At 60.6% G+C, this 21,280-nt stretch carries 19 protein-coding genes; 14 read left to right on the plus strand and 5 right to left on the minus strand.

Features of this window, described 5'->3' with window-relative positions; genetic code table 11:
• The first annotated feature begins 27 nt into the window (after positions 1-27).
• A complete protein-coding gene (gene mnmE, locus ACB031_RS19820) occupies positions 28-1,389 on the plus strand; it encodes a tRNA uridine-5-carboxymethylaminomethyl(34) synthesis GTPase MnmE (RefSeq protein WP_042066464.1) in 1,362 nt (453 codons plus the stop codon).
• Between the two features lie 70 nt (positions 1,390-1,459).
• Here the strand turns inward: mnmE and fhuB are convergent, their stop codons facing one another.
• The 5 genes from fhuB to ACB031_RS19845 all read right to left on the minus strand — a co-directional run bounded on the left by fhuB (position 1,460) and on the right by ACB031_RS19845 (position 8,991).
• Positions 1,460-3,442 (minus strand): Fe(3+)-hydroxamate ABC transporter permease FhuB, encoded by a 1,983-nt coding sequence (fhuB, locus tag ACB031_RS19825; protein WP_371140107.1) that lies wholly within the window; start codon positions 3,440-3,442, stop codon positions 1,460-1,462.
• A complete protein-coding gene (locus ACB031_RS19830) occupies positions 3,442-4,323 on the minus strand; it encodes an ABC transporter substrate-binding protein (protein WP_042051628.1) in 882 nt (293 codons plus the stop codon). The genes fhuB and ACB031_RS19830 overlap by 1 nt, the downstream gene beginning before the upstream one ends.
• 34 nt (positions 4,324-4,357) lie before the next feature.
• Positions 4,358-5,122 carry an ATP-binding cassette domain-containing protein gene (locus tag ACB031_RS19835; protein WP_010635600.1) on the minus strand — a complete coding sequence of 255 codons (765 nt, stop codon included), beginning with the start codon at positions 5,120-5,122 and terminating at the stop codon, positions 4,358-4,360.
• 22 nt (positions 5,123-5,144) lie between these two features.
• Positions 5,145-6,803 carry a multidrug ABC transporter permease/ATP-binding protein gene (locus tag ACB031_RS19840; RefSeq protein ID WP_336290074.1) on the minus strand — a complete coding sequence of 553 codons (1,659 nt, stop codon included), beginning with the start codon at positions 6,801-6,803 and terminating at the stop codon, positions 5,145-5,147.
• A gap of 79 nt (positions 6,804-6,882) precedes the next feature.
• Entirely contained in the window at positions 6,883-8,991 is a 2,109-nt protein-coding gene (locus ACB031_RS19845) for a TonB-dependent siderophore receptor (RefSeq protein WP_026141999.1), read from the minus strand.
• Positions 8,992-9,374: 383 nt separating this feature from the next.
• Here ACB031_RS19845 and mioC point away from each other — a divergent pair, with 383 nt between their 5' ends.
• The 13 genes from mioC (at position 9,375) to atpD (ending at position 21,263) form a co-directional block, all read left to right on the plus strand.
• Positions 9,375-9,824: an FMN-binding protein MioC gene (gene mioC, locus ACB031_RS19850; protein WP_005307185.1), complete on the plus strand. Its 450-nt coding sequence runs from the start codon at positions 9,375-9,377 to the stop codon at positions 9,822-9,824.
• A gap of 509 nt (positions 9,825-10,333) precedes the next feature.
• The gene (mnmG, locus tag ACB031_RS19855; protein ID WP_017783543.1) at positions 10,334-12,223 is read left to right on the plus strand and encodes a tRNA uridine-5-carboxymethylaminomethyl(34) synthesis enzyme MnmG; all 1,890 of its coding nucleotides are present in this window, start codon (positions 10,334-10,336) and stop codon (positions 12,221-12,223) included.
• Between the two features lie 20 nt (positions 12,224-12,243).
• A complete protein-coding gene (gene rsmG / locus ACB031_RS19860; RefSeq protein WP_024942392.1) occupies positions 12,244-12,870 on the plus strand; it encodes a 16S rRNA (guanine(527)-N(7))-methyltransferase RsmG in 627 nt (208 codons plus the stop codon).
• A 26-nt stretch (positions 12,871-12,896) separates the two neighbouring features.
• Positions 12,897-13,700, plus strand: a complete 804-nt coding sequence (locus ACB031_RS19865) for a ParA family protein (RefSeq protein ID WP_005307193.1) — start codon at positions 12,897-12,899, stop codon at positions 13,698-13,700.
• A complete protein-coding gene (locus ACB031_RS19870; RefSeq protein WP_010635594.1) occupies positions 13,697-14,611 on the plus strand; it encodes a ParB/RepB/Spo0J family partition protein in 915 nt (304 codons plus the stop codon). The genes ACB031_RS19865 and ACB031_RS19870 overlap by 4 nt, the downstream gene beginning before the upstream one ends.
• A gap of 190 nt (positions 14,612-14,801) precedes the next feature.
• A complete protein-coding gene (locus ACB031_RS19875) occupies positions 14,802-15,212 on the plus strand; it encodes an ATP synthase subunit I (RefSeq protein WP_162519895.1) in 411 nt (136 codons plus the stop codon).
• Between the two features lie 8 nt (positions 15,213-15,220).
• Positions 15,221-16,003 carry a F0F1 ATP synthase subunit A gene (atpB, locus tag ACB031_RS19880; RefSeq protein WP_005307200.1) on the plus strand — a complete coding sequence of 261 codons (783 nt, stop codon included), beginning with the start codon at positions 15,221-15,223 and terminating at the stop codon, positions 16,001-16,003.
• A gap of 58 nt (positions 16,004-16,061) precedes the next feature.
• Positions 16,062-16,304 (plus strand): F0F1 ATP synthase subunit C, encoded by a 243-nt coding sequence (gene atpE / locus ACB031_RS19885; protein ID WP_005307205.1) that lies wholly within the window; start codon positions 16,062-16,064, stop codon positions 16,302-16,304.
• A 52-nt stretch (positions 16,305-16,356) separates the two neighbouring features.
• Positions 16,357-16,827, plus strand: coding sequence for a F0F1 ATP synthase subunit B (atpF, locus tag ACB031_RS19890; protein ID WP_005307207.1), 471 nt, complete (start codon positions 16,357-16,359; stop codon positions 16,825-16,827).
• A gap of 13 nt (positions 16,828-16,840) precedes the next feature.
• Positions 16,841-17,374 carry a F0F1 ATP synthase subunit delta gene (gene atpH / locus ACB031_RS19895; RefSeq protein WP_005307208.1) on the plus strand — a complete coding sequence of 178 codons (534 nt, stop codon included), beginning with the start codon at positions 16,841-16,843 and terminating at the stop codon, positions 17,372-17,374.
• Positions 17,375-17,389: 15 nt separating this feature from the next.
• A complete protein-coding gene (gene atpA / locus ACB031_RS19900; protein ID WP_010635591.1) occupies positions 17,390-18,931 on the plus strand; it encodes a F0F1 ATP synthase subunit alpha in 1,542 nt (513 codons plus the stop codon).
• 43 nt (positions 18,932-18,974) lie between these two features.
• Complete coding sequence (gene atpG, locus ACB031_RS19905) at positions 18,975-19,841, plus strand: F0F1 ATP synthase subunit gamma (protein WP_005307212.1); 867 nt, start codon at positions 18,975-18,977, stop codon at positions 19,839-19,841.
• A 33-nt stretch (positions 19,842-19,874) separates the two neighbouring features.
• Entirely contained in the window at positions 19,875-21,263 is a 1,389-nt protein-coding gene (gene atpD, locus ACB031_RS19910; protein WP_005307215.1) for a F0F1 ATP synthase subunit beta, read from the plus strand.
• Positions 21,264-21,280: the final 17 nt, after the last annotated feature.

The following is a 21,280-nucleotide window of genomic DNA, read 5'->3' on the forward strand; positions in this document are numbered from 1 at the left end:
CATCAGCGAACAAATGAGCCAAGCAAGATGACTACAGATACCATCGTGGCCCAGGCCACCGCCCCCGGCCGTGGCGGCGTCGGCATAGTCCGCGTCTCCGGCCCCGCCGCCGAACAGGTCGCCGAGATAGTGCTCGGCAAACTCCCCCGGGTGCGTTACGCCGAATATCTGCCGTTCAGGGATGAGCAAGGCCAGCCGCTGGATCAGGGCATCGCCCTGCTGTTCAAGGCCCCCAACAGCTTCACCGGCGAAGACGTGCTGGAGCTGCAGGGCCACGGCGGCCCGGTGATCATGGACATGCTGGTGCGCCGCATCCTGCAGATAAAGGGGCTGCGCCCAGCCCGCCCCGGCGAGTTCAGCGAGCGCGCCTTCATGAACGACAAGCTGGATTTGGCCCAGGCCGAGGCCATCGCCGACCTCATCGAGGCGTCCAGCGAGCAGGCGGCCCGCAGTGCCATGCACTCCCTGCAGGGGCAGTTCTCCGGCAAGATCCAGCAACTGGTGGAGAGTCTCACCCGGCTGCGTATCTATGTGGAGGCCGCCATCGACTTCCCGGACGAGGAGATCGACTTTCTCTCCGACGGCAAGGTGGCGGGGGATCTCTACGCCATCATGGACGAGCTGGATGCGGTGCGCGGCGAGGCCAAGCAGGGCGCCCTGCTGCGGGAAGGGATGAAGGTGGTGATCGCCGGCCGCCCCAACGCCGGCAAATCGAGCCTGCTCAACGCCCTGGCCGGCCGCGAGTCTGCCATCGTCACCGAGATCGCCGGCACCACCCGCGACGTGCTGCGCGAGCACATCCATCTGGATGGCATGCCGCTGCACATCATCGACACCGCAGGCCTGCGCGACACCCAGGACAAGGTGGAGCAGATTGGCATCGAGCGTGCCTGGGCCGAGATTGAGCAGGCCGATCGGGTGCTGTTCATGGTAGATGGCACCACCACGGCTGCGGTCGACCCGCGGGAGATCTGGCCGGAATTTGTTGATCGGTTGCCAAAAAAGATCGGCCTCACCGTCATTCGCAACAAGGCCGACCTGACCGGCGAAGATCTGGCGCCGAGTCAGGAGCAGGGCCACGCCGTCTACCGCATCTCCGCCAAGACCGAGCTGGGGCTGCCCGCCCTGCGCGAGCACCTGAAGGCCTGCATGGGCTTCCAGGGCAACACCGAAGGAGGCTTCATGGCCCGCCGCCGCCACCTGGATGCGCTGGAGCGCGCCGCCGAGCGGCTGCTGGTAGCCAAGGAGCAGCTGGAGGTGTTCGTGGCCGGCGAGCTGGTGGCCGAAGAGCTGCGCCTCGCGCAGGAGTCCCTCTCCGAGATCACCGGTGAGTTCAGCTCCGACGATCTGCTGGGTCGCATCTTCTCCAGCTTCTGCATCGGCAAATAACGCCGCACGGCAGGCAATAAAAAGCCCGGGTTCATCCCGGGCTTTTTTTGTGCACTTTTCATCCACCAACCTAGAGGCGGCGCAGACACCACATGAAGTAAGCGCCCCCTAACAAGGTGGAGACCAGCCCCACCGGCACCTCCTGCGGGAACAGGATCTGCTGGCCGATCCAGTCCGCCGACACCATCAGCAGGGCGCCGGAGACGGCGGCACCGAGCAGATGCCAGCGTGCCCGCACCAGCCCCATCAGTTTGGCCATGTGTGGTGCCAGCAGGCCGACGAAGGAGAGCGGCCCCACCACCAGGGTCGCACTGGCGGTGAGCACGGCCACCAGCAGCAGGATGGCGAGCTGGGCCCGGTTGAGCCGAATGCCGAGCGCGGCGGCCACCGCCGGCCCCATCGGCAGCAGATCGAGCCAGCGGCTGAGCAGCAGGCAGGCCGCCAGCAGCGTCAGCGCCAGCATCACCAGCCCGCCGGCAATCGGCAGGGTGACGTAATAGGTGGAGCCGGACATCCAGGAGAGCAGTTGCTGCACCCGCAGGTCACCGTTGGCCAGCGCGATGGCCTGCAACGGCTCGAACAGCGCCGTGATGGCGATGCCGGAGAGCAGCAGCCGCTCCGGCTGGAAGCCGTGGCTGCGATTGACCAGCAGCAACAGCAGCAGACAACCGAAGGCACCGAGCAGGCCGCCGGCCAGCATCATGGGCAGCGGCAGTGCGGGCAGCAGCAGCGCCGTGGCAATCACCCCCATGAAGGTGCCACCACTCACCCCCAGCAGCTCGGGGCTCGCCATGGGGTTGCTGCTGACCCGTTGCAGCAGGGTGCCCGCCAGCGCCAGCAGCATGCCCGCCGCACCGGCCGCCAGGGTACGCGGCAGCCGCCACTCCAGCTGGGCCTGCCAGCGCAGCCAGCTCGGCCAGTGCCAGCCGTCCATCCCTTGTCCAAACAGCAGGGAGGCGATCACCGCCACTACCAGCCCCATCAACATCAGGCCGACAAGGCGGACCGGCGCCGGGTGGCGGGCCACCTGCAGGGCGGCATTCGCCTTCGGCGTGCCCGATTTGATACCCAGGCGCGGGATCAGCCACAACAACAGCGGCGCTCCCAGCAGGGCCGTCATGGCACCGGTCGGGATGAGCACAGAGCCGCTGCGACTCAGGGATTGCAGCAGCAGATCGGTGGCCGCCAGCAGCAAAGCGCCCAGTAGCGGGGCCCACAGCAGTCGCAGGGCCAGTTTTCTCACCCCCAGCAAGCGCACCAGGGCGGGTGCCGCCAGCCCGATGAAGCCGATCAGCCCCACCACGCTCACCACGCAAGCGGTGACGAACACCGCCAGCCCCAGTCCGGCGAAACGCAGGTGTTGAAGGGAGACCCCCAGGCTGCGGGCACTGGCATCATCCAGCTCCAGCACCGCCAGCGGGCGCACCAGCACCACAGCCAGCACGCCAGCCAGCAGCAGACGGGGCAGCAGGTAGCTCACCCCGCTCCAGCTGTTCTGCACCAGCGAGCCACTACCCCACACCAGCAAGCCTTTCAGCTCCTCCTGAAAGAACAGCAGCAGCCCCATGCTGATGGCTGCCAGATACAGGTTGATCACCAGCCCGGCAAAGACGATGACCACCGGATTGAGCTGACGACGCCAGGCCAGGGCAAACACCAGCCCCATGGCGAGACTGCCGCCGGCCATGGCGATCCACTCCCGCCCCAGCAGCAGCCAGGAGGGAGCAAACAGGGTCACCATCATCAGCGCCAGCTGGGCGCCGGAGGCCACCCCCAGGGTGGTGGGCGAGGCCAGCGGATTGCGCAGCACCTGCTGCATCAGGGTGCCGGCCAGCCCGAGGGCGGCGCCGGCCAGCAGGCAGACGGCAAGACGCGGCAGCCAGCTGAAGTGGACCACCGCCTGGCTGGCATCGGTCAGATCCGGCGACAACAGGGTCGCGAGCCAACGCGCCACCGGCAACTGATCGGCCAGCTCCCAACCCGCTAGCGCCAACGTCAGTCCCAGCAGCAGGCTGACAGGCAGTCGCAGCGGCGACGGAAAAATCTGGTTCATTACAGCCCCTCCCCGCTTTGCCCATCCTGCTGCAGAGCAGTACTGAGCTGCACGGCGAAGCGGCGCGCCGCCAGCACGCCGCCAAAACTCCACACCGCAGGCAGATGCAGCACGGCCGCCGCCCTCACCTGTGGCAGCTGTTGCCACAGACCGGGCTCCTGCAGCCGCTCGCTCACCCCGACCGGGATCGGATCGACCACCACCAGCCGCGCTTGTGGCAGCGCCATCAACTGTTCCAGGCTGGCCACGGCAAAGCCCCAGGCATTGGTTTCCCCCTGCCAGCCATTGCGCAGGCCGAGCCGCTGCATCACCGCCGCGAACAGGCTGTGGCGGCCAAATACCCGCACATGGCGCTCATCGATGAACTGCACCACCAGCAGGGGCGGCAGATCCGCAGGCAACGCCGCCCGCATCTGCGCCAGATCCTGGTCCAGCCTGGCCAGCAGTTGCTCGGCCTCGGTGGTTTTGTTCACCAGTGCGGCGATGGTCAGGGTCGCCTCGTGCAGCCGCTGCCACAGATCGGCATCCGGCTCGTAGAGTGCGATGGATTGTACCGGCGCGATGCGGGAGAGGGTCGGCGCCAGCGGGGCCGCCAGCGGCGAGATGAGGATGCGATCGGGTTTGAGCTCGGCCAGCAGTTCGCGGTTGGGCTGGGCGCGCTGGCCGATATCCACCACGGCGGCTGGCAGCAGCGGTTCGCCGACCCAGGCGCGGTAGGAGCCGACATCCCCCACTGCCAGCGGCGTCACCCCGAGTGCCAGCAGGGTTTCGGCTATGGTCCAGTCGACGGTGGCGATGCGGGGTACAGGCGCGGAGGCGGTCGGGGATGTGTCAGCCTGCACTGCAAGCGGCAGCAGCAGGCCGACAAGGCAGGACGCCATCTTCTTCAATAAACGGTTCAAGAAAGGCCCCCGGTCAGACGATAGCGATGGCGTGATCATGGGCCGGGTGGCGAATGACCTCCATCGGGATGCCATAGATGGCGTGCAGGGTCTCGCCGGTCATGATCTGTTCGGGTTCGCCGTGGGTCAGCAGGCGGCCGGTGTGCAGCGCCACCAGCCGATCGCAGAAGCGGGAGGCCATGTTGATGTCGTGAATGACGATGATGACCCCAAGCTTGAGCTGACGGCTCAACTGCTTGACGAGCGTGAGCACCTCCACCTGATGAGCCACGTCCAGCGCGGCCAGCGGCTCGTCCAGCAGGATGAAACGGCTCTCCTGGGCCAGCAGCATGGCCAGCCACACCCGCCCCCGCTCGCCGCCGGAGAGGGTATCCACCAGCCGGTCGGCAAAGCGTTCGGTATGGGTCAGCGCGATGGCCCGTTCGACCTGGCGGTGATCCTCCGCCCCCATCCGGCCCAGCAGGCCGCGCCAGGGGTAGCGGCCCATCTCCACCAGCTCCCGCCCGAGCAGGTTTTCGGCGCTCGGCAGATGCTGGGGCAGATAGGCCACCTGACGGGCGAAGTCGCGCGCCCCCCACGCCGGCAGCGGCTTGTCATCGAACCGGATCTCGCCGTCACTGAGCGGCTGCTGGCGTGCCAGCAGCTTGAGCAGGGTGGATTTGCCCGAACCGTTGTGGCCGATGAGACCATAGACATTGCCCTGCTCGAAACAGAGATCGGTGGGGTGCAGCAGCGTGCGGTCATTGACCGCGAAGCTGGCTGATTTCATCTCAAACATAAGCGGTTCCTGTTGGGCGGGTTCAAACCGGCACCTCTGCATTCAAGTCACAATCCAGATGGGCGACCGCATCGCGGCTCACCTTCTCGCGCCGCTCGCCGGTCAGCTCGCTGAGCCGGCCCTGGCGCATCTCCAGCAGCCGGTCGGCCTGGGAGAAGTAGAGATCGTCGTGGCTGATGGCGATCACCGTCTTGCCCATCTCCTTCAAGCGCGGCAGCAACAGCTGATAGAAGATGCGACGGAACTGGGGATCCTGATCCGCGGCCCACTCGTCAAACAGCATCACCTCGCGCTGCTCGGCCAGCGCCAGCAGCAGGGCGACCCGCTTGCGCTGCCCCTGGGAGAGGTCGATATCGGCGATGAAGCCATCTTCGATGGTGAGCTTGCTACCCATCTGCAGCCGCCCCAACCACTCGGCCACCAGCTCATCCTTGGGTTCCGGCCCCAGCAGGTGCTGGAACAGGTGATAGTCGGTGAAGATGGCGGAGAAGAGCGCCAGATAGGCGTTGCGATCGGTGATCGGCTCCCCATCCAGCAGGATCCGGCCCGCTACCGGCTGATAGAGGCCGGTCAGCAGCATGGCCAAGGTCGACTTCCCGGAGCCGTTGCCACCGATGATGAAAAGTTGCTCCCCCTTCTCGATGGTGAGGTTGATCGGGCCGACAGCGAAACCGCCCTCCCCCTGATAGTGAAAGCTCACCTGCTCCAGCTCGATGCGCTGCCAGGCGCGGGGCGCGGACGGCAGCGGGAACTCGGCGTCCGGCGCGGCAAGATTGAGGGCCGCTATCTTGTCGAACGCCACCTGGGCGGAGAGCAGGGTCGGCAGCGCGCCAATGCCCTGCAGCAAGGGGGTACGCAAGAACAGCAGGGTCAGCGCGAAGGTGGCGGCCACCTGGGTGTCGGCCCAGCCCAGCCCGTTGGCCAGGAAGAAGACCAGACCGATGGCCCCCAGCATCATGATATTCGACCAATTCACCGCGCTCAGGTGATAGGTGTCGGCGCGAATGATCTGCTCCCGATAGTCCTGCGCATTCTGCTGATAAAGCTGGTGGTAGACGAAGTGGGCCCGCTCGCGGTTGAGCGCCAACTCCTTGCTGCCAGCGATGATGCCCTGATAGTTCTGATAGAGCCGATCCTCGGCCTGACGCATATGGGAGAGATGGCGATAGACCCGGTTCACCAGCAGCCAGCCCACCACCATGGTGAAGGTGACCCAGAGCGTTGTGACGCCGAGCAGGGCCGGCGACAGCCAGCCAAGGTAGAGAGCCGACCCCAGGGTGAGCACCAGCCCCTGCACCAGCTCCGGCAGGCGCACGAAGGCGATGGTGATCTGGCCGATGTCGCTGGAAAGGGAGGCCAGCAGCGGCCCCTGGCCAATCTGGCGCAGGCGAGCGACATCGGTATCCAACAACTGCTTGAGCAGGCGGCCGCGCAGCCGGTAGACGAAATGATGGCCGAGGGTGGTCAGCGCCAGCTGAGAGCCGAGCGTGATCACCAGCAGCAATAAAATGAGGCCGATCAGCTGACCGAGCACCGGCAGCGGATCGCCGACTGATTCGACGAGAGACTGATTGATAAAGGCAATGACACCAATCCCGCTGACGGCACTGAGCAGGCTGAGCAGGGTAATGGCGATGAAGGGCCAACGATATTGGCGATAAACCAGAGACAAGAGTTCCATAACGGACCGGTATTCCAGAGAGATCAGAGCAACTGCAGGTGAAAAGAAGGGCGGGAACCCGGTTCCCGCCCCACTTCGATTACCAGCGGTAGTTGATGCTGCCCACTACGCTGCGCGGCTCGCCGTAGTAGCAGTAGTAGTCGCAGCTGGCCACGTAGGTATCACCCAGCAGGTTGTTGACGTTGAGCTGAGCCCGCCAGTTCTTGGCAAAGTCATACCCGATCATCGCATCCCACACGGTATGGGCCGGCACCTGGGCCGAGCCGTAGATGGGGGTGTAGTCCGCATTCACGGCACCGATGCCGACACTGGAGCCGACGTAGCGCACGCCGCTCCCCAGTTCCAGACCGGAGACCGGACCCTGCTGCACCTTGTAGTTGCCCCAGAAGGAGGCCTGGTGGCGCGGGATAAGGCTGGCACGGCGATCGCCCTTGCCGGTGTCGTTGGTCTTGGCATCGGTATAGGTGTAGGCGGCGGTCAGGCGCAGCGCCTCGGTGGCCTGCACGCTCCCTTCCAGCTCGACCCCCCGGGAGGTCACTTCGCCGGCCTGGGTCTGCTGGCCGGAACCGGTGGAGACCAGCGAGTTGGTCTGCTCCAGATCGAACAGGGCCAGGTTGATGTAGCCATCGAGGAAGCTCGGCGCGTACTTGACGCCGGTCTCGTACAGGGTGCCCTTGAGCGGCTTGTAGGATTCGCTGGTGTTGGGGTCGATCCCAGGCAGCACCTCGAACGACTCGGCATAGGCAACATAAGGAGAGAGACCATTGTCGGCCAGGTACATCAGGCTGCCGGAGAGGGAGAGCTCGTGATCATACTGCTTCTCGTTCTTGCCCTTGGCTTCGCTGATGTTGTGGGTCTCCACGTAGTCGAAGCGACCGCCGCCGGTCAGCAACCAGCGATCGTCCCAGCGGATCTGGTGCTGGGCATAGAGGCCGCTCTGGCCCTTGGTGCTCTTCTGGTGGGTGGCGGTGGACTCATCAAAACCGGGGAAGCCGCTGTAATCCGGATTCATGGTATTGATGGAGCCCATGCCGTAGTTGTCGGCTTCCTGGCCTTCATTGACATGGCGCTGCAGATCCACCCCCAGCAGCAGGGTCTGCTCGGTGCTGTCGGTGTTCCAGTAACCCACCATCTGGTTGTCCATGGTGGCGCTCTTGGTGGTGCCGTCGCGATAGATCAGGCCGCGGAAGGCGGTGGTGCCTTCATAGGTCGGGAAGATATAGGTCTGGCGCAGCAGCAGATCGTTGTAGTTGAAGCGGACGTTCTGCTTGAACTCCCAGGTCTGGTTGAGCTGGTGGGCCAGCTCGTAACCGGTGGAGAGCTGGGTGTTGCGGTTGCGATCGTAATCCGGCTGACTCAGGTTGGTGCTGGGATCGATCTGGCCACCGCTGGTATTGAGGGTGCCGTAAACCGGGAAGAAACCGTTGGTCGGCACCCCTTCGTCGTGCAGGAAGCTGGCCAGCAGGGTCAGGCTGGTGCGATCCGAAAGATCGAAGGTCACGCTCGGCGCCAGATAGACGCGATCGTTGTAGGTGCCGTCCAGCACGCCGTCACGCTCCTTATAAAGAGCAACCATGCGGTAGCGGCTGTTGTCGGTCAGTGCATCGGAGACATCCACCCCGATCTGGCGGTGATCCCTGCTGCCCAGCTGCAAATCCAGCAGCCCCTGCGGGGTGGCGGTCGGCCGCTTACTGATGGCATTGATCACACCGCCGGGAGGCGCCTCACCATACAGAATGGAGGCCGGGCCTTTGAGCACTTCCACGCTCTCCAGGCCGAACGGCTCCGGCGTCCAGAGATAATAGCCGGTGCCGAACAGGCGGTTGCCATCCAGATAGGAGGCGGCATCGAAGCCACGCACCTTGAACCAGTCGGTGTTGTTGTCGGAGCCATAGAGGCCGGTGAGCACGCCGGAGCGGTAGCGCAGGGACTCGTCAAGCTGCTGCACGGCACGCTGATCCAGCTCCTCGCGGTTGACCACGGAGACGGCGCGAGGCGTCTCGGCCATGGGCACTTCCACCTTCATGGCGGTGCCGGTGACCACCATGGTCTCGCTGGCTTTGGGCAGTTCTTTCGGTTGTTCGGCCGCCAGCACGGGCAGGCTGGCCAACAGGCAGGAGAGCGGCAGCAGTTGCTGTGCCCCTCTCTTTCGCATCGCTGCGATAGGGGTGTTTTTTTGCGCAATCATAGTAAGTGTCTCAAATATCAATGAGTTGTTTCTGATTTCTTATTATTGATAGCCGGTCATGCCGGCAGCCCGGTTCCTCAGGCGAATAAAGCAGCGACATGCTACTACAGGAGCCATGATCGAATCGATTCAATAATTGCTAATCATTTGCATCCGCATTGTTACTTAACGTATCAGGAGCCGAGCGGAGAACACACAAGAGGAGAAAACGGCCCCTTTTCGACACGATCGCAAGATTGGGCAGGATCGGCGGGCGGGGAGCCCTTTTTTCCGTACAAAAGCAGCGAGGATCCATTATCCCCAAGCTTTATCCATATTTATCCACACCCTTTGGCGGTAGAATCCGGCTTTCTCTTGCTTCGTCTGAAATCAGGATCCATTCCATGGCCAAACTCAATCTCGTCGTCGGCTCCATGCTGGGCGCCTCTGAATATGTCGCGGACCACATCGCCGGCCTGCTGGAACAAGCGGGCCATCAAACCGAGATCCACAACCCCGCCAGCCTGGCCAGGGTGCTTGCCGAGCCGGAGGCCATAGTGCTGGTGGTCACCTCCACCCACGGTGCCGGCGATGTGCCCGACAATCTGCAGCCTTTCGCCAAGGATCTTGCCGAGCAGCGTCCGGATCTTGATGGCTGGAAATACGGGGTGATCGCGCTGGGAGACAGCAGTTATGACACCTTCTGCCAGGGGGGCAAGACGCTGGATCGACTGCTGGCCGAGTGCGGCGCCAGCCGGATTGGGGATCGTCTCGACATCGACGTGACCCGGCACGAGATCCCGGAAGATGCGGCCGAAATCTGGATCCGGGACTGGTTGGCCCTGATCGCCTGAACCGGGAGCGGGAGATTCGGCATGAACGGCTCGATCTCCCCGCTTATCCCCAGATCGCTATCCACCAGGTTATTAACAGGTGGATCCGGAGAAGTTGTTCCAAGGGTTCCCCTAGAATGCTCCGAGAAATTGTGAATAACTCCTGTGTGAAACTCTGTAAAACCTATAGTTATCCATGTATTAGATCTAAACCAAAGGGTGTCTGTGCATAAAAACCCTTGTTATCCCCCAGTTCACGGGGCCAGGATCCAAGCTTTTCCACAACCAGAGATCGCTCTTAAGACGATGATCTTTATGATCAAAAAGTGCTTATCAACAGAAGCGGCGGATCCTAATAAAAGATCCAATAAAAGATCGATCTAAAGATCCTTAAGATCTATTTAGTGGATCCTCCCTCCATACTGAACGTTAAGTAGACGTTCCCCTCAGGACGCTAAACAGATAGAATGTTCCGCCCTCGAGCACAGGCAAACAAAGATCTTCAGGCGTGCAGATCAAGGTGATCCCCAATGCAATACCATGAACAATTTGATGTGATCGTCGTCGGTGGCGGTCATGCAGGAACCGAAGCGGCAACAGCGGCAGCCCGGATGGGCCTCAATACCCTGTTGCTGACCCACAATATCGATACGCTGGGACACATGTCCTGCAACCCGGCGATCGGCGGGATCGGCAAGGGACACCTGGTCAAGGAAGTTGACGCTCTCGGCGGGATCATGGCGCGTGCCATCGATCTTGGCGGGATCCAGTTCCGTACCCTCAACTCCTCCAAGGGCCCGGCGGTTCGCGCCACTCGCGCCCAGGCGGATCGTCTGCTTTACAAGGCAGTCGTGCGCCAGATGCTGGAGAACTACCCCAACCTGAAGATCTTCCAGCAGGCCTGTGACGATCTCATCATGGACGGGGATCGGGTTGCCGGCGTGGTCACCCAGAGCGGGATCCGCATCAGCGGCAAGACGGTCGTGCTGACCGTGGGTACCTTCCTGAACGGCCTGATCCACATCGGCATGGAAAACTACAAGGGCGGCCGCGCCGGGGATCCTCCCTCGATCGCCCTCGCCCAGCGCCTGCGGGAACTGCCGCTGCGCATCGATCGCCTCAAGACAGGTACACCGCCCCGCATCGATGCCCGCAGCGTCGATTTCTCGGTGATGCAGGCCCAGCACGGCGACGATCCGCGTCCGGTCTTCTCCTTCATCGGCGATGCCAGCCAGCATCCGCGTCAGGTGCCCTGCTACGTTACCCATACCAACGAGCGCACCCACGAGGTGATCCGCAACAACCTGGATCGCAGCCCCATGTACGCCGGGGTGATCGAGGGGATTGGCCCGCGCTACTGCCCGTCGATCGAGGACAAGATCACCCGTTTTGCCGACAAGACGGCGCACCAGATTTTCGTCGAGCCGGAAGGCCTGACCACCCACGAACTCTACCCGAACGGGATCTCCACCAGCCTGCCGTTCGACGTGCAGGTACAGATCGTCCGCTCCGTGCGCGGCTTCGAGAATGCGCATATCACCCGCCCGGGTTATGCCATCGAGTACGATTTCTTCGATCCGCGGGATCTCAAGGCCAACATGGAGAGCAAGTGCATCGGCAACCTGTTCTTCGCCGGCCAGATCAACGGTACCACCGGCTATGAAGAGGCGGCCGCCCAGGGCCTGCTGGCCGGTCTGAACGCCGCCCTGCGTGCGCAGGGCAAGGATCCCTGGCATCCGCGCCGGGATCAGGCCTACATCGGCGTGATGATGGACGATCTCTCCACCCTGGGAACCCGCGAACCCTACCGCATGTTCACCAGCCGCGCCGAATATCGCCTGCTGCTGCGGGAAGACAACGCCGATCTGCGCCTGACCGCCATCGGCCGCGAGCTGGGCCTGGTGGATGACGAGCGCTGGAGCAAGTTCAACGCCAAGATGGAACAGGTGGAGCAGGAGCGTCAGCGCATGCGCTCGACCTGGATCCACCCGCAGCATCCGTCGCTGGAGGCGGTCAATGCCCTGGTCAACACCCCGCTGACCCGCGAGCAGAGCCTGGAAGAGCTGCTGCGTCGCCCCGAGGTAACCTACGATGCGCTGATGGCTATCGAGGGGGTCGGGCCTGCGTTGAGCGATTCGGCCGCCGCCGACCAGGTGGAGATCCAGATCAAGTACGCCGGCTACATCGAACGCCAGCACGACGAGGTGGAGAAGCAGCTGCGCAATGAGAACACCCTGCTGCCGCTGGACATGAACTACCGCGACGTCAACGGCCTCTCCAACGAGGTGATCGCCAAGCTCAACGATGCCAAGCCGCAGACCATAGGTCAGGCGTCCCGCATCTCCGGCATCACCCCGGCGGCCATCTCCATCCTGCTGGTTCATCTGAAAAAACACGGCCTGCTGCGTAAAACCGCCTGAGGATCCTACCGTTGCAAAACATGCTGGAAAGATTGAACGGCCTGCTCATGCAGGCCGGAATTGTTATCACCGAGACCCAAAAGACCCAGTTGGTTCGGCTTGTCGAGTTGCTGCACAAGTGGAACAAGGCTTACAATCTCACCTCGGTACGAGATCCGGACGCCATGCTGGTCAAGCATATCCTCGACAGCCTGGTGGTGAGCCGGCACCTGCACGGTGAGCGCTTCATCGATGTGGGTACAGGCCCGGGTCTGCCCGGACTGCCGCTGGCGATCATCAATCCGGACAAGCAGTTCGTGCTGCTGGACAGTCTGGGCAAGCGGATCAACTTCATCCGCCAGGTGATCCTGGAGCTGGGCTTGACCAACGTGACTCCCGTCAAATCCCGGGTCGAGGAGTATCAGCCCGAGGTGGGATTTGACGGCGTGCTGAGCCGGGCCTTCGCCTCACTGGAGGACATGCTGGGCTGGTGTCACCATCTGCCGTCGGCCCAGGGCAGCTTCCTCGCGCTCAAGGGACAGTATCCCGAGCAGGAGCTGGCCCAGTTGCCCGCCAACATCCGTCTGGTCGCCTCCCATCAACTGGTGGTGCCGGAGCTGGAAGGCGAACGTCATCTGCTGGAATTCAAACATATCCAGCCCGAATAGGGTCGCAGTTTCATTTAGGGGACAGTGTGGGAAAAGTCATCGCCATAGCCAACCAGAAGGGTGGAGTGGGTAAAACCACCACCTGTGTGAATCTGGCCGCCTCCATGGCCGCTACCCGCCGCAAGGTGCTGGTGATCGATCTGGATCCGCAGGGCAATGCCACCATGGGCAGCGGTGTCGACAAGTACGAAGTCGAGCGCACCGCCTATGAGCTGCTGATCGAGGACGCCCCCATCGGCGAGGTGATCATCCCCGAAACCTCCGGGGGCTATCACCTGATCGCCGCCAACGCCGACGTGACCGCGGCCGAAATTCGTCTGATGGAGTTCTTCGCCCGCGAGATCCGCCTGCGCAACGCGCTGGCCGCGGTGCGGGACAAGTACGACTACGTCTTCATCGACTGCCCGCCTTCTCTCAACATGCTGACCGTCAACGCCATGGCCGCCGCCGACTCCGTGCTGGTGCCCATGCAGTGCGAATACTATGCGCTGGAAGGGCTGACCGCCCTGGTCGACACCATCAGCAAGCTGGCAGCCGTGGTCAATCCGGATCTGAAGATCGAAGGGGTGCTGCGCACCATGTTCGATCACCGCAACCGGCTGGCCAATGATGTGTCCGATCAGCTTAAACAGCACTTCGGGGACAAGGTCTATCGCACCATCATTCCCCGCAACGTAAGACTGGCGGAGGCACCGAGTTTCGGCGCCCCGGCCATGCACTATGACAAATCATCGGTGGGCGCCAAGGCCTATCTGGCTCTGGCTGGCGAGATCCTGCGTCGCCAGGAGCAGGAGCGTCAGGTGACCATCGCAGACCGAGAGAGCATATGACGCCGAAAAAACGTGGGCTGGGCAAGGGGCTGGACGCTCTGCTCAGCACCAGCACGGCCGCGCGCCAGAAGCAGGTGATGAGCGATCAGCGCACCGAGCAGGCCATGGCCCCGACCCCGACCAACCAGGGCGAACTGCGCAAGCTGCCGGTGGAGTGGTTGCAGTCCGGCAAGTACCAGCCACGCAAGGACATGTCGCAGGATGCGCTGGAAGAGCTGGCCAACTCCATCCGTGCCCAGGGGGTGATCCAGCCCATCGTGGTACGTCCCCTTGGCGAGCAATCCTTTGAAATCATCGCCGGTGAACGGCGTTGGCGCGCCTCCCAGCTGGCCCGCCTCGAGGTGGTGCCCTGCCTGGTCAAGGACGTGCCTGACGAGGCGGCCGTCGCCATCGCGCTCATCGAAAACATCCAGCGTGAAGACCTCAACGCCATCGAAGAGGCGGTCGCCCTGCAGCGGCTGCTGACCGAATTCGAACTGACCCACCAGCAGGTGGCCGATGCGGTGGGCAAGTCCCGCACCACGGTGACCAACCTGCTGCGTCTCAACCAGCTCAACGACGACGTGAAGCGCTTCGTCGAGCACGGTGACCTCGACATGGGTCATGCCCGTGCCCTGCTGGCCCTGAGTGGCCAGGCCCAGTCCGAACTGGCCAAACTGGTTGCCCAGAAGGGGCTGACCGTGCGAGATACCGAGAAATTGGTGCAAAAGGCGCTGGAACCGGCAAAAGCCAGGGTCGAGCCCGTCCGCGATCCCCAGTTTGGTTATCTCGAGCGCCAGATCTCAGAAAAAATTGGCAATCAGGTACAACTTCAGCCGGGAAAACAGGATAGCGGCAAGTTAGTAATTAGTTACGAGAACTTGGCGGATTTGGACCGGGTATTGAGCTATTTTGGCCTGTCAGAATCGTGATTTTTACGCTTTTTGTAGTAATAAAACATCCATTCCTTTTGATATGAACATAACCTTAATTCTGTGCGGAAAGCCGCAAAAATTAAGGATTTTTGCCATGTTGCAATAGCTGTCTTCAAGGGTATAATTTGACCGGCTTTTTGGGCTGTAAACGCGGGGTCTTCGGATCCCGATTTTTTACAGTTCTGTAATGTTCAGGGGTAGGTTGGTGAAGCAGAAAATAGCCTTGGAAGGTTTAACGCTGGCCTTGGCTATGCTCGTTTGTCAGCTCGTCCTGATCCTGGCGATCAGTACCGTCTGGTTTTACCAGGCCGGTGCGTTTGCCGGACGCTCCTCTCTCTACGGGGGGGGTATGTACTGGGTTCCACAAGCCCTGTTCACGCTCTGGGTTCTGCGCCGCAAGGTGACGAAAGAGAGCGTGGGCCTGGTTCTGCGGGACTTTTATGGTGGGGCAGGGATTAAGCTCATTACTACAACAGGACTTTTCGCCCTGATGTTTGGCGCCGGGATCGAGGTCGATACCGTCTCGTTCTTTGCCACTTATATCCTCGCCCTCGTTGTACAGTGGATAGTCTCATTCACGCTTAACAACCACTATTAGGAAAACTCATGTCTGCAACCGGAGAAGTCCTGACTCCTCAGGGATATATCTCCCACCATCTGACCCATCTGCAAGTCGGGTCTGGGTTCTGGACAGTCAATGTCGACTCAATGATATTTTCTGTTCTGTTGGGCGCTCTGTTTATCTGGTTGTTCCGCCGCGTAGCCGTCAACGCTACCAGTGGTGTGCCCGGTAAACTGCAGTGCTTTGTGGAGATGCTGGTCGAGTTTGTGAGTGGTAACGTCAAGGACATCTTTCACGGTCGCAACAAGGTCATCGCACCTTTGGCCCTGACGGTGTTTGTGTGGATCTTCCTGATGAACCTTATGGATCTGATCCCCGTTGACTTTATCCCCCACGCTGCACAGTTGATGGGTGTTCCCTATCTGCGTGTGGTTCCCTCTGCTGACGTTAACATCACCATGTCCATGGCTTTGGGCGTGTTCTTCTTGATCCTGTACTACAGCATCAAGGTCAAGGGTATCGGCGGGTTTGTGAAGGAGCTGACGCTTCAGCCTTTCAACCACCCGGCGGCCATCCCGGTTAACCTCATCCTGGAAACTGTTACGCTGATTTCCAAACCTGTTTCTCTGGGTCTTCGACTGTTCGGCAACATGTATGCTGGCGAACTGATCTTTATCCTGATTGCGGGTTTGCTACCCTGGTGGTCTCAGTGGATCCTGTCCGTGCCTTGGGCAATTTTCCACATCCTGATCATCACTTTGCAGGCGTTTATCTTCATGGTGCTGACCATCGTCTATCTGTCGATGGCTCAAGAAGACCATGGTTGATGCAACTCAAATAATCCTTTTTATACAATCAATTACATCTAAATAAATGGAGATCCTCATGGAAAACTTGAACATGGACCTGCTGTACATCGCTGCTGCAATGATGATGGGTCTGGCGGCTATCGGCGCTTCCATCGGTATCGGTATCCTGGGTGGCAAATTCCTGGAAGGTGCAGCTCGTCAACCGGACCTGATCCCTGTTCTGCGTACCCAGTTCTTCATCGTGATGGGTCTGGTGGATGCGATCCCGATGATCGCCGTTGGTCTGGGTCTGTACGTGATGTTTGCGGTTGCCGGCTAAGTCATAGCGACCTCCGGACATAACCCATTAACTAACTAAGAGGACACAGGCTGTGAATATCAACGCCACCCTCCTCGGCCAAGCTGTTGCTTTTTTCTTCTTCGTAGTGTTTTGCATGAAGTACGTGTGGCCGCCGCTGATGGCTGCCATCGAAGCCCGTCAGAAAACCATTGCTGACGGCCTCTCTTCTGCCGAGCGTGCCAAGAAAGATCTGGATTTGGCCAAGGCCAACGCCACCGATCAGCTGAAAGAAGCCAAGCTCCAGGCTGCAGAAATCATTGAACAGGCCAACAAACGCAAGGCCCAGATCATTGATGAAGCTGCTGCCGGTGCCCAATCTGAGCGGGAAAAAATCCTGGCTCAGGGCCGTGCCGAGATTGAAGCTGAACGTCATCGTGCCAAAGAAGAACTGCGTAAGCAGGTTGCTGCTCTTGCCATTGCTGGTGCAGAGAAGATCCTGGCGCGCCAAATCGACCAGGCTGCCAACAGCGACATCGTCGACAAGCTGGTAGCAGAACTGTAACGGGAACGGGGCTATGTCTGAACTGACTACAATCGCTCGCCCCTACGCCAAGGCTGCTTTCGAGTTTGCCGTTGAGCACAAGGCGGTTGACCAGTGGCTGGGGATGCTCGGCTTCGCTGCACAAGTAGCGGAGAACGAGACCATCCACAACCTGGTAAACGGCTCTGTGGCTGCCGAAGAGCTGGCAAAGTTGTTTGTCGGCATCTGTGGTGAGCAACTCGACGAGCATGGTCAGAACCTGATCCGGGTGATGGCCGAGAATGGTCGCTTGGGTGTGCTGCCGGCGGTCGTTGCCGAATTCGTCGCGTTCAAGGCTGAACTGGATAAAGAAGTTCAGGCTGACGTGATTTCGGCGATCGAACTGACCGACCAGCAGAAAGCCAATATTCAGGCTTCTCTGGAACAACGTCTCGCGCGCAAAGTGAAGCTGAATTGCAGCATGGATGCGTCCTTGATGGCCGGGGTGCTCATCAAGGCCGGTGACCTGGTTATCGACGGCACGGTCCGCGGTAAGCTGGATCGCATGGCTGACGCGCTGCAATCTTGATTGGGGTATTAGAGCATGCAACTGAATTCCACTGAAATCGCCGAGCTGATCAAGCAGCGCATTGCGCAGTTTGATGTGAAGAGCGAAGCGCGTAACGAAGGTACCATCGTCTCTGTGAGCGACGGTATCATTCGTATTCACGGCCTGGCCGATGCCATGCAAGGTGAGATGATTGAGCTGCCGGGCAACCGCTACGCTCTGGCATTGAACCTGGAGCGTGACTCCGTCGGTGCGGTGATCATGGGTTCCTATGACGGTCTGTCAGAAGGAATGAAAGTAAAAGGGACTGGCCGCATTCTGGAAGTGCCGGTCGGTCGTGGTCTGTTGGGCCGGGTGTTGAACACCCTGGGTCAGCCGATCGACGGTAAAGGTCCAATCGACAACGACGGCTTCTCGCCGATCGAAGTGATTGCACCGGGCGTTATCGAGCGTAAGTCTGTTGACCAGCCGGTCCAGACCGGTCTGAAAGCCATCGATGCCATGATCCCTATCGGTCGTGGCCAGCGTGAGCTGATCATCGGTGACCGTCAGGTGGGTAAGACTGCCATCGCCATCGACACCATCATCAACCAGAAAGACTCCGGCATTAAGTGTGTCTACGTTGCGATCGGCCAGAAGGCCTCCACCATCGCCAACGTGGTACGCAAGCTGGAAGAGCACGGCGCCCTGGCCAACACCATCGTGGTGGTTGCCTCTGCCTCCGAAGCGGCTGCCCTGCAGTACCTGGCTCCGTATGCCGGCTGCTCCATGGGTGAGTACTTCCGTGACCGCGGTGAAGACGCGCTGATCATCTATGATGACCTGTCCAAGCAGGCCGTAGCTTATCGCCAGATCTCCCTGCTGCTGCGCCGTCCGCCAGGACGCGAAGCCTACCCGGGCGACGTTTTCTATCTGCACTCCCGTCTGCTGGAGCGTGCTGCTCGCGTCAACGCCGAGTACGTAGAGAAGTTCACCAACGGTGCCGTGAAAGGCCAGACCGGTTCTCTGACCGCGCTGCCGATCATCGAAACCCAGGCCGGTGACGTATCCGCGTTCGTTCCGACCAACGTGATCTCCATCACCGATGGCCAGATCTTCCTGACTTCACAACTGTTCAACTCCGGTATCCGTCCGGCCGTTGACCCGGGTATCTCTGTATCCCGTGTAGGTGGTGCCGCTCAGACCAAGATCGTCAAGAAGCTGTCCGGTGGTATCCGTACCGCGCTGGCCCAGTATCGTGAACTGGCTGCATTCGCCCAGTTCTCTTCCGACCTGGACGATGCGACCCGCAAGCAGCTGGACCACGGTCAGAAAGTGACCGAGCTGATGAAGCAGAAGCAGTACTCTCCGCTGAGCGTGGCTCACCAGTCTCTGGTGCTGTTCGCCGCGGAAAAAGGCTATCTCTCCGATGTCGAGCTGAACAAGATCGTCGACTTCGAAGCCGCTCTGCTCTCTTACGCCAATACCCAGCATGCCGAGCTGATGGCTGAAATCAATGCCAAGGCCGACTACAACGACGCGATCGTTGGCAAGCTGACTGCGTTGCTGGACAACTTCAAGGCAACCCAGACCTGGTAAGCGTGTGTGGCAGCGCGAGCTGCCACCTGATGGAGAGTAAGAGATGGCCGGCGCAAAAGAGATACGTAACAAGATCGCGAGTGTGAAAAACACTCAGAAGATCACCGGCGCTATGGAAATGGTGGCAGCAAGCAAGATGCGCCGTGCGCAAGATCGCATGTCTGCCAGCCGTCCGTACGCTGAAACCATGCGCAAGGTGATCGGCCATATCGCTCAGGGGAACCTGGAATACAAGCACCCCTACCTCATCGAACGTGAGGTCAAGCGAGTGGGTTACATCGTCGTCTCCACCGACCGTGGCCTGTGTGGTGGTCTGAACATCAACCTGTTCAAGGCTGCCCTCAATGACATGAAGCAATGGAGCGCGAAAGGAGCCAAGGTTGACCTGGCTCTGATCGGCAACAAGGCCTCCAACTTCTTTGAACGGCACGGCGCCAAGGTGAAAGCTCACGTCGCAGGACTGGGCGATAACCCGAGCGTCAATGACCTGATTGGTTCAGTCAAGGTCATGCTGAAGGCTTACGACAACGGTGAGATTGACAGGCTGTATCTGGTGTACAACAAGTTCGTCAACACCATGGTTCAGCAACCACGAGTCGATCAACTGCTGCCTTTGCCCGTAACTGAAGACAGCAAGCTCGCCAAGAAACACCACTGGGATTACCTCTATGAGCCGGATCCCAAGCAACTGCTGGATACCCTGCTGATTCGCTACGTCGAATCCCAGGTCTACCAGGGGGTAGTGGAAAACTTGGCAAGTGAACAGGCAGCCCGAATGGTTGCCATGCAAGCCGCGACTGACAACGCCGGTAACCTGATTAACGATCTGCAACTGGTATACAACAAGGCCCGTCAGGCCAGTATTACCCAGGAACTGACAGAGATCGTGTCCGGTGCTGCTGCGGTGTAAGGCAAGGGTTATCAAAGGTTTAGAGGATTTGACATGAGTAACGGTTTCATCGTCCAAATCATCGGCGCTGTGGTGGACATCGAGTTCCCGCAAGATGCCGTGCCCCAGGTGTACGATGCACTGAAGGTTGTCAGCGAAGGTCAAGGCCAGGGTCTGGTGCTGGAAGTTCAGCAACAGATCGGTGGCGGCGTCGTTCGTTGCATCACCATGGGCTCCTCCGACGGTCTGCGTCGTGGGTTGGAAGTAGTGAATAGCGGTAAATCCATCCAGGTGCCGGTCGGTGTATCGACTCTGGGTCGGATCATGAACGTACTGGGCGATCCGATCGACGAAAAGGGTCCGATCGGTGAAGAAGAGCGTTGGTCCATCCACCGCGCGGCTCCCAGCTACGAAGATCAGTCCAACAGCAACGACCTGCTGGAGACCGGTATCAAGGTTATCGACCTGGTATGCCCGTTCGCCAAGGGTGGTAAGGTTGGTCTGTTCGGTGGTGCCGGTGTAGGCAAGACCGTAAACATGATGGAGCTGATCCGTAACATCGCGATCGAACACAGCGGTTACTCCGTGTTCGCCGGTGTAGGTGAGCGTACCCGTGAGGGTAACGACTTCTACCACGAGATGATGGAGTCCAACGTACTGGACAAAGTATCTCTGGTTTACGGTCAGATGAACGAGCCGCCCGGAAACCGTCTGCGCGTGGCGCTGACCGGCCTGACCATGGCCGAGAAGTTCCGTGACGAAGGTCGTGACGTGCTGTTCTTTGTGGACAACATCTACCGTTACACCCTGGCCGGTACTGAAGTATCCGCACTGCTGGGCCGTATGCCCTCCGCAGTAGGTTACCAGCCGACCCTGGCCGAGGAGATGGGTGTTCTGCAGGAGCGCATCACCTCCACCAAGACCGGTTCCATCACCTCCGTACAGGCCGTTTACGTGCCTGCGGATGACTTGACCGACCCGTCTCCGGCGACCACCTTCGCCCACCTGGATGCGACCGTGGTACTGTCCCGTCAGATCGCGGCACTGGGTATCTACCCGGCCGTTGACCCGCTGGACTCCACCTCCCGTCAGCTGGATCCGCTGGTGGTTGGCAAGGAGCACTACGAGACTGCTCGTGGCGTTCAGACCGTACTGCAGCGCTACAAAGAGCTGAAGGACATCATCGCCATCCTGGGTATGGATGAACTGTCAGAAGAAGACAAACTGACCGTAGCCCGTGCCCGTAAGATCGAGCGTTTCCTGTCCCAGCCGTTCTTCGTGGCCGAAGTGTTTACCGGTTCCCCGGGCAAATACGTGCCGCTGAAAGAGACCATCCGTGGTTTCCAGGGCATCCTGAAAGGCGAGTACGACGATCTGCCGGAGCAGGCGTTTTACATGGTTGGCAGCATCGACGAAGTTGTCGAGAAAGCCAAGAAACTGTAAGCCTCGATAGGAGGGCC

The sequence above is a fragment of the Aeromonas sp. S8(2024) genome (assembly GCF_041403085.1).
Lineage (GTDB): Bacteria > Pseudomonadota > Gammaproteobacteria > Enterobacterales > Aeromonadaceae > Aeromonas > Aeromonas dhakensis.

Coding starts and splice junctions, on each gene's coding strand:
- ACB031_RS19845 (WP_026141999.1), bottom strand. CDS start 8,991: ATGATTGCGCAAAAAAACACCCCTATCGCAGCGATGCGAAAGAGAGGG.
- ACB031_RS19870 (WP_010635594.1), top strand. CDS start 13,697: ATGACGCCGAAAAAACGTGGGCTGGGCAAGGGGCTGGACGCTCTGCTC.
- fhuB (WP_371140107.1), bottom strand. CDS start 3,442: ATGAACCAGATTTTTCCGTCGCCGCTGCGACTGCCTGTCAGCCTGCTG.
- atpH (WP_005307208.1), top strand. CDS start 16,841: ATGTCTGAACTGACTACAATCGCTCGCCCCTACGCCAAGGCTGCTTTC.
- ACB031_RS19840 (WP_336290074.1), bottom strand. CDS start 6,803: ATGGAACTCTTGTCTCTGGTTTATCGCCAATATCGTTGGCCCTTCATC.
- ACB031_RS19835 (WP_010635600.1), bottom strand. CDS start 5,122: ATGTTTGAGATGAAATCAGCCAGCTTCGCGGTCAATGACCGCACGCTG.
- rsmG (WP_024942392.1), top strand. CDS start 12,244: ATGCTGGAAAGATTGAACGGCCTGCTCATGCAGGCCGGAATTGTTATC.
- atpA (WP_010635591.1), top strand. CDS start 17,390: ATGCAACTGAATTCCACTGAAATCGCCGAGCTGATCAAGCAGCGCATT.
- mnmG (WP_017783543.1), top strand. CDS start 10,334: ATGCAATACCATGAACAATTTGATGTGATCGTCGTCGGTGGCGGTCAT.
- atpB (WP_005307200.1), top strand. CDS start 15,221: ATGTCTGCAACCGGAGAAGTCCTGACTCCTCAGGGATATATCTCCCAC.
- mioC (WP_005307185.1), top strand. CDS start 9,375: ATGGCCAAACTCAATCTCGTCGTCGGCTCCATGCTGGGCGCCTCTGAA.
- atpG (WP_005307212.1), top strand. CDS start 18,975: ATGGCCGGCGCAAAAGAGATACGTAACAAGATCGCGAGTGTGAAAAAC.
- atpD (WP_005307215.1), top strand. CDS start 19,875: ATGAGTAACGGTTTCATCGTCCAAATCATCGGCGCTGTGGTGGACATC.
- ACB031_RS19875 (WP_162519895.1), top strand. CDS start 14,802: ATGTTCAGGGGTAGGTTGGTGAAGCAGAAAATAGCCTTGGAAGGTTTA.
- atpE (WP_005307205.1), top strand. CDS start 16,062: ATGGAAAACTTGAACATGGACCTGCTGTACATCGCTGCTGCAATGATG.
- ACB031_RS19830 (WP_042051628.1), bottom strand. CDS start 4,323: ATGGCGTCCTGCCTTGTCGGCCTGCTGCTGCCGCTTGCAGTGCAGGCT.
- mnmE (WP_042066464.1), top strand. CDS start 28: ATGACTACAGATACCATCGTGGCCCAGGCCACCGCCCCCGGCCGTGGC.